General features: G+C 37.5%; 4 protein-coding genes. All 4 read left to right on the top strand.

Annotation, left to right across the window (positions count from 1 at the left end; all coding sequences use genetic code 11):
• Window positions 1–488: 488 nt before the first annotated feature.
• The gene (locus ACYQ2M_RS24055; protein ID WP_459918942.1) at window positions 489–1,766 is read left to right on the top strand and encodes an AAA family ATPase; all 1,278 of its coding nucleotides are present in this window, start codon (window positions 489–491) and stop codon (window positions 1,764–1,766) included.
• Complete coding sequence (locus tag ACYQ2M_RS24050; protein ID WP_459918941.1) at window positions 1,759–2,601, top strand: DUF4435 domain-containing protein; 843 nt, start codon at window positions 1,759–1,761, stop codon at window positions 2,599–2,601. Before ACYQ2M_RS24055 ends, ACYQ2M_RS24050 begins: the two co-directional genes overlap by 8 nt.
• A 389-nt stretch (window positions 2,602–2,990) precedes the next feature.
• Window positions 2,991–7,697 carry a hypothetical protein gene (locus ACYQ2M_RS24045; protein ID WP_459918940.1) on the top strand — a complete coding sequence of 1,569 codons (4,707 nt, stop codon included), beginning with the start codon at window positions 2,991–2,993 and terminating at the stop codon, window positions 7,695–7,697.
• Window positions 7,687–9,196 (top strand): metallophosphoesterase family protein (locus ACYQ2M_RS24040; RefSeq protein WP_459918939.1); only part of this gene is annotated, 1,510 nt, incomplete at its 3' end. The genes ACYQ2M_RS24045 and ACYQ2M_RS24040, both read left to right, overlap by 11 nt.

Raw genomic sequence — 9,196 nt, 5'->3', positions numbered from 1 at the left:
TGGATGAAATTTTTTGTCCGTTTTTATTCTTAAGGCCGGAAGGTGTCTTCTTGCGGAGACGGGCCGGAGGATAAAATTCATAACGTTGTGCTTTTGAAACGGGGAGGATTAATCTCCAAACAAATTAAATTTTGGCTTTTCAAGACAGACACAATTTATGGGACTGGATAATTTCAGAAAAAGTATTCAATCATACCATGATTGACCGGTCAATTTCCCATTCTATAAACTTGATTCTCCAGGATTTACTGGCAGTAATGAAAGTAATGTGGAATCCTGTATTTTCGGAAAAGAGGTTTATTTTTTATCAAATTGATTCCTCAGGATTCTAAGGAAGGAAAAGAGTTTAAGGTATTTAATGTTTAATCCGTACTTTTTTCTTGACCACCCGTCCAATATTATTTTATAGGAAGAGCGGTTCTGAAAAATTTTTTCTTACTTCAGTCCCTATCATGTTTCTATGAAACTCTTTGATTTTAAGGAAAATCATGTACAAAATATCAACAGTGCAAGTGGAAGGATTTTGGAAAACTAAAACAATAAACACCTCCTTCAGTGATTCTGTGAATATTTTTATTGGATCTAATGGTACTGGAAAAACAACTTTCATGAACCTCTTGCAGGCAATTTTTTCAGTCGATGTTCCTCTGTTAAATGCAATCCAATTTACTAAGGTTTGGCTTGTCTTAAAGAGAAAAAGTGCAATTAGAAAAATTTCCCTTGAAAAACAAGAACTTAATCAAGGTTCTTCATCCTTCAAGTATAAAATTGGCCGAAATGTTTATAAATTTTCTTTCCACGATGATACAGACGCTCGCCGAAGAAGAATTCACCCTATACTTTATAATGAAATCAAGGAATGTAAAAAACATATAGGTAAAGTAGTTTCTTTGAGTTGGCTTTCTGTTCATCGAGAATTGATTGAGACTGATTATGAAGAACATTATTACAGACAAAGGGCACAAGTATTCAGATCACCAATAGACAAACGTTTAGACGATTTGCTTGAGCGTTTGACAGCCTACCAACTGAACTTAGAAAGAGAAGTAAACCAACACTCCAAGAAATATCAAACAGATGTTTTAGCAGGTCTACTTTATAATAAAAGGTTTGACACATTTACGCTAAAGGATGAGCTAAAAATGAACCCTGAGAGTATTAAAGAAGGGCTTTTAAACGCTTATCGAGACTTAAATGCTATCAATCAAAAAATTGAGTCAGAAATAGAAACTCACGCTAAGATTATTTCAACATCACAAAAGAATCTATCCAATTCTTTTTCAGATAAAAACAAATCAATAGATTTAAACGATGTACTCCCTATCATACTTCTTAGAAGGACCAATCATATAATTGAGCTTTCAAAAAAGTTAGAAAAAGAAAAGAATAGGATATTTAACCCCCTCGATATTTATATATCTCAGTTAAAAACGTTTATACCAAATAAAGAATTCATATTAACGCCTGGGGATATATTTCCATTAAAAGTAATAAAAGACAGTGAAAAAATTGGAATTGAGGAGCTGTCTTCGGGTGAAAAACAGCTTTTCATTCTATTCACGGAAACTTTACTCCAAATGGATAAATCTGCTGTTTTTATTGCAGATGAACCGGAGTTATCTCTCCATATAACTTGGCAAAGACAATTATTAAAAGCTCTAAGAGAACTTAATAAAAACGCTCAAATTATTGTTGCTACTCATTCTCCAGAGATTGCAGCACTTTGGAAAAAGCATATCAAAAACATGGAGCAAATAATTGAGTAATTTCGAATATTCAAATGAAGCTCTTGATATTCTAAATCTTTTCTACAACAAGGATGTCGTAATTTATGTTGAGGGAGATGATGACATCTTATTTTGGGATAATTATTTGGCGCTTTTAGATTTTTCGGCCCAAATTAAGGACGTTGGTGGTAAAGAAAACCTTGAGCCTTATATACAATCAATTTTAGAGGATAATGTTAAGATAATAGTTGCTGTTGACTCAGATTATTCCGATATAACAGAAACCAAATATAATCATCCACTAATCGTATATACGTATGGATATTCGATTGAAAACACTCTTTATTGCAAATCCAACATTAATAGAACTATTTGTAAATATCTCAAAGAAAAAAATGATTACGATGAGGAAGTTGCGTTTTGGATAGAAACTTTTGAGACCCAAGCATTACCATTACTAAAATACGATTTAGCAAATATCAAATTTGACAAATCTGTGTCAATCATGGGCGACAATTGTAGTAGGTTTTTAACAACAAGAAAGTCACATGATCTGTCATCAGAGAAAATTCAAGAGTACATTGAAACTTATAACGCTTTGTTTACAGAAGAAGAACTCAAATGGGTAGAAGAAAACATCTCTAATTACGACAAAAAACCATACTATCTTATACGAGGACATTTTATAACAAATGCACTCATCAACTTTATAAAAAACATTGTCAGAAAGAAAAAAAAGAAAAATATTGCAATAAGTTATGATGCTTTGTATTCCGCAATGATAAGTGAATGTAAAAACTCAAAATGTGATTGTGACCAGAAGAAAAATTACACTCATCAAATTAAAGAGGCGATGGCCTATATCGAAGTATAGATATATGGAAGTATAGGGTAGTCAAAGGGACCGGGTCTACGTTTGCCCCTTGCTTGAAAAAGATTTAACCAGCCAAATGAACCTGGTGCCGGTTATTTGGTAACGTTAGAAAAACAGAACCCCGGACTTTGTCTATAAATGCTTGCTTTTCCGGGGATGGGGACGGGCACAACATCTTGTAGTCCCCTCTGTCTTGGCTGAGGTAGGATTATACATTATTTTCATGATTGTAATAGAAAAATATTGCACAACAGGCGGGTGAACCGGACAGCAAGGGTCTCCTTCTTTTTTAAAGGTTGAAAAACTTTTAAATGATGTGCTTTCAATTAACTTTTTTGGAAACCCTTGCTGCCCGTTACCCAAGCGTTCGGCTAAAATAAGTAACTAATATGCTACAATATTCAAAACTTACCTCCGAAAAACACTACTGTCCAACAATTAGAGGCTCCAAATGTCTTTGGATACTGCCCCCTGATTTCAATGAAAAAATTGGGCAGGCTAGCCTAGGTGTTTTGCAAAAGATTTTTAGATCTCAAGAAGTGCGAGAGTGCGTAATTAGCCTGGGGAAAGTTACATGGGCTGATCCCGTGCCGCTTCTTTGTCTTGGGTTGCTTTTGGCGGAATCTTATCTAAATAAAAGTCAAATTGTTTTAGACATTGGCGATATAAAGTACAACCGATCAAACAAGGATCATTTGGTATTTTTAAAATTTTTCGCAAAGCAGGGTTTTTTAACTGCCTTTGGGCCATACGTAAGTTTTCAACATAAAAATGCAGGAGAACCCATAGCAGATTTTGGCTCATTGGCTCTCCAGTTATCTCATATAACAGCACCTTCTTACTTCAATAACGCTAACTGCATTTTTGCTAAAATATTACCTGTGCGTCATTATGAAGAAAACCTGCCAGCCCTTCAAAAAAAGGTGGAAGAGCTTCTCCAGGAGATGAAGGACCGAACAGATCAAACAGCTATCGTCGCTGACCCCCTTGCTCGCGATGCCCTTTACCAGAAAGTCAGAAAAATATTATTTGAATTACTGCTCAATGTCGCAGAACATTCTCATCCTGTAGGAGACCAATGCTTTGCTGGTGTTTATGCGAGGGTGCGCACGGCAAAGCCTACAAATTTTAGTGAAGCCAAATTTTGGAGCGATCTGTTTGATAAAAAAACAATTAGCCTTTACGGTCAAAAAAGTTTTCGTCCCAATCACTATGCTGAGTGGCTTGAGTTATTTATCTGTGATACTGGGGTTGGCCTTACTGATAATATCAAAAAATGGATACCTCCTGATAATGACCCAGAAGCTGCAGATATTCTCAAAAAAGTTCAGAAGGCTGAAAATCGTTTTGCCTCAATATGTCACCAAATTTTCAATTCATCTTTTTCAAGTAAGCACAGGCATGATGAAAGAAGAACAGCTGTTACAGGGTTACGACATTTAGGCCATTTATTGGGTATGGATAATGATCATTGCCGAATGGTTGTGCACGAAACAAAATATCCAGGAGGGTGGGCAGGCGACCACCATCCATGGGAGCAAGAAAAGAGCACATATTCGCGTACGGATATTGTTCAAACAATAATAAAAAAGAACCATGAATACAGTCATTTGGTTCCAGTGACTGGTACAGTCTATGCTTTTTCCATTCAGCCAGGAAAAGAAAGTGGTCTGCCCTGCCAACAATGTGGACGGTTAGATGATGAAGGTCGGCAAGGAATTCTAGCGGTAATGAAGGAACGAACTACTTTTGACAACCAATATTTTAGATTTGCTGCGTTTGATCATAAAACCATGGACTGTTGTCCTTCCCCAAGCTCAGATAGTTTGCCTGTCCCGCCGTATGATGTAATTGTACTGCGACCACCAGCATTAATGAACAAATCTGATATTGCCATGTGGAAAGCGCTGGTCGTTGGCGCCCAAAAAGTGTTACCCAAAGTCTTTTGCAAACAAATATTTTTTGCAGACCTGAGCCCTTACCAGACCCTTGTTTTCTATGACTTGCTTCAACATTTTGATGTTCATCCAGATGTCGAGATAGATTGGTTTTTGATTTCTGAGCAATGGGATGTTTTTTGCTTATCCTCAAAAAAAGGCAACTTTTGTCTTGAACCATCCTTAAAAAAAGCTAAGGAATTTATACTCGCTAGTAACAAAAAAGATTCTTTTTTAATCGCCGATTTGGCTGTCTTGCTTCGACAGATGGATTCCGAAATTTTTTGGAGCGCTAATTCCCCCCCTGAAATGGATCCTTTCTTTAATCAACCGGTGATATGGAATGAGAGTTTGGAACCGACTCAGCAACTTATTTTACCACGATACCTTGACCTCCCGGTCGCTCTCATTAACCCATTGCAATACCAAGCCTGTTTACGGTCTCTTAAGCGATTACTGGCATTATTTCCACTGCATCAGCCTAAGCCAGTCGACGACCTAGTCTTATCTCTTGTCAGGGAAGCGGCACTATCTCAACGCACTGAGGATGGACAACCAATAATTATGGTTGGAAGTATCGTTGTTACTGGGAAAACGCTTGAAAGATTGGTTCAGAACGAAGCGCAAAATGCTCTGCATATCTTTTTTTATTCCGAGGTTGACTCTCTTCTTGCAGTCAAGCCTTTGGTTGCCTTACTCTGGAAATCAGAGTTGCCTGGTCATCCTATACAAAGGCAAATCAATAATAATCTGCCCTGGCAACGGATCACTACCACATCATATATCGCCCCACATGGCGAGAAATCTATTTCTGTTCTCCGATATCGACCAAACAATGATGGAAGCCTAGATTTTAATAATCCCTATTACGAAAGAACACCAGAAGACACATATAACGATTTCAAACGTCTGGGCATCCTCAAGATTGGCCATTGGCACTATGGAAGCAGGCATGATTTATTGACTATCAACATGAGGCTTGCTTTTCGATTTTCCTTTCAGGAATTAGGTCCTTTATATATTTGGTTACAGAAGCAGTTCGATGAATTTTTTTCAGGCCCATCACTGGTTAAAGCCCAGCTATTGGTTTATCCTTCTCACCCTGTGACAGACACACTGTTTGACCGCATTAGACAGGATGCTGGGTTTAAGGATATATTACCTGAGGGGGGAATGCTTCCTATTAAGTTTGTTGGACGCAAAACTGTTTCTCCATTGTTGGCATCACATTTAGTCAAAGAACGTATTCGCCAAATTTTGGCAAAACGGCAGTGGACAACTTGGAGTGTTGTTCTTTTTGATGATGGGACTATCAGCGGCAAGCACCTAAGAGAGACCACTCAGCTACTCCAGTCACTAGGGGCTGAATCTGTATACCTACTTGTTGTTTTAGACCGTTCTGGGCTTCCAGTACAGGAAAAAGTATTTAGCAGTTTCCTTGAAAGGCACAAACGTTTTTGGCGCTGGGATGTGCCGGGATTGGGCACCCAAGGAAAATGTCCATTGTGCAAAGCGCTCGCTGTGGTTGAAATACATTTACACAAAGTTTCCTCTGCAAGGATTTATGAGCGTCTAAAAAAATGGATAGAAATCTGGAATCTTCGTGACGTTGATACAGAATGGTATCGCGATCAGATTCAATCAACCATCAATATTGAACCACCTCTTGAAATAACTTTCGGGGTTGACCCAAAACGATTTGAAGGAGGAAAGCAAGTTGAAAAGCGTTTACAATTTTCCGATGCATCTGCAGCGACTTCGCTTGTAATGGAGTTAACGCGTCTGACACCTCGGATGGATGTTGCCATTAAAAAAGCTGAAAGACTTCATTTAACTTTTCCTGATGCGGCTATTGAGATGCTTGCCAGCCAGTTGTTTCTGTACTTGGATGAAATGACAGAAATGGAGATTGTCGTAAGATATGAAAAGCTGCTTGCTTGGTTATGGGAAGGAAGGGATGAAACGCCGTTTACTGCTTTTTCTGGCCTATGTTTTTCATTGCTGGAAAACGATTTAATCCGCGAGGTGTGGATATTCGCTCGTAACTTACTTGTAAAATATGTAATGGGCAATCTAGATGTTATCTTTGTTGTTTCATATCTATGTAAAAGATATGAATTGTTGACAGGTGCGAAATATTCTCCAAATGAAGATGCTAATGAGATAGAGATAAAGAACTATCTATTACTTGATAAGGAAATCGGGGTAAAAAGACGTATTTCAGCCCTATTATCTATTTTTATCAGTAATCCATATCATCCAGAGAGTTCAGTAATTCATAAGACGGAATTCAGGGAAAACTTAAATCATATTGCTGACGGAAAAGTCGACAACATAGCAATAAAACTGTCAAGAATTAAAAATGATTTAAGGCAATTATATGAGGCAATCAAATGTCTATCGCAAAATTTGTATGTCCTTGAAATTGACCAAAAGAAAGAGAAAGAGTTAAAGGGTTTTATTGAAAATTTTTCAAACACCGCGACAGATATTGAATCTTGCGCTAACGATCTACGTAAATACCTTTACGATGATGATGATGGTATTATAAAAATAATTAATGATTCATTGTTTCATTGCATTTCCGATCCATCTGATTTCGCTATATTTATTTCTTCCTGCTTGAATTTTGACGAAGAAGAATGGGGCAAGATGGTTAACGAAAAAATCAAATCCTATAAATTGACAAATAGATATCATGGCGAAATCTCCTTATGGGTTGATGCAAAAAAAACATCAGAAGGTGAAGCGGTTTTTTGGAATAATGAGATGCCATTATTCAACCAATCTCTCTCAAAACTTGGCAGTGAAAAATGGTTTTATTGCGATCGTTTTTATAAAAGGGCAATTAGAGATATTCTGACAAATGTTTTGTATGCATCTGATCAAATAAAAGACCCATTCACATCTAGTCAGTCTTCTATAACAACAGCGCATATATGGTGGCGGATAATAGATAGTGACGATTTTCTTGTTTTCGAGACAGCAAACGCAACTGAAAATAGAGAAATAAAACTCCGTCAACATACTGCTGTCGCATGCATCGAAAGAACTGATGGAAGAGTTGAGGCACATGTTGACGACCGCACCGCTATTGCGTATTCTCGGTTGTATCTTCCTAGATTTTCTTACTTTTTAGGAGAGAAAAATGGAACATAATATATTGGTTATTGATGATGAATGGGACGACAGGTCACCACTTTATGATAAGTTTGCGGCAGAAATAGCAAATAGGTATCCAAATTTTAATATTGTTTTAGTTTATCAAAAAAAGGATGACAGAGCTGACCTAATGCTGAATTTTGGCCGGAATCAATACTCAGCTGTCATTTCCGATGCGGTATTGTCAGGAAAATGGAAGAATATTACAATCCGAGATGTTGTAGACATTATAGACAATAAAACACCAATGGCTATTGTTAGCAGTCGATGGGATTTGTCAAATTCTCAGCAGATGAGACATGCTTGGCATAAGCCAAATTGTAGGACATTTCTGCATTGGAGAGATATTGAAGGAAAAGGGCAAATAGAATACGCTATCGAGTCAGTTGTCTTTATGTTAGCTGATAAGGAAAATTTAGACCCCCACCTTGCTCTTGCCCCAGGAGAAGAGTTGCGGATTGTTCATATTTCAGACCTTCATACAAAACAAGTCGGAAGTGAAAAAGATACAGATGCGGTACAAAGAATATTCAATAAAGCCCAAGCCTGCGCCAACGCCATTTTAAATCATTGGAACGCCAAACCTCCTGCATTCATCGCCTTTACCGGAGATGTCAGTGAATATGGCTCCCCTACTCAGTACGAAAAAGCAAGAGAATGGATACAATATTTTTTTAAGCATCTCGGCCTAGGTGAGTTGCCTGCTCGGAATATACTGTACGTTCCAGGTAATCATGACGTTAATCTGCGCCTTGCAGCTTCATCAAGAGTTGCTTTAAGTATTGATAATGATTCTGGCGCAATAAACCCAAACTTCACGGACAAAGATCAACAACCAGAGATTTTAAATTATGCATATGTTCCTTTCCGTAATTATTTGTCAAAAGTATCTGACTGTCCATTGTTCGACCACAATATTGATTCAAATAATTTTTCTTGGCTGGAAGAACGATTCCTCCACTTGGGTGTTATTTTTTATGGTCTAAATACTTCGGTGCCAACCTCATCAACATTGCCAGAACGAAAAGTTAATGTCAGAACCCTCACTAGGTTAGGTGAAAAGCTTGGTGAAATTAAGAAAAACAAAAAACTTAATAACTCACCGATTATTATAGGACTTGGTCATCATAGTCCTGTTGCGGAGGCGGAAGATGGAGCAGTAAAAAATCTTCAAGATTTTGAAGAGTTTTTTCAGGGAAATGGCAAAACGCATATTTTCCTTCATGGTCATTGCCATAATAATATTATTAAAGATACGAACCTAAATGATCAAAGGCTGATCCGGAGTGGCGCCCCTTCTTTTTCTCAACTTGCTAAGGATCGTCCCGAAGATACTTTTCGTGGTTTCAATCTGCTAACTTTAAGCAGAAGAAAGAACAATATCACATCTCTGAAAGTTGATTCATTTGGCTGGATTGGGCCTAGACTGAAATGCCTAGAAACAAAATCATATGAAATGCATAACGGTAATTTTGTGGAAAAATACGATATAGCCG

It is taken from the genome of Desulfocicer niacini (assembly GCF_054657595.1).
Note: the sequence above shows the minus strand (reverse complement) of the source record. Positions and strands in the feature narration are given on the sequence as shown.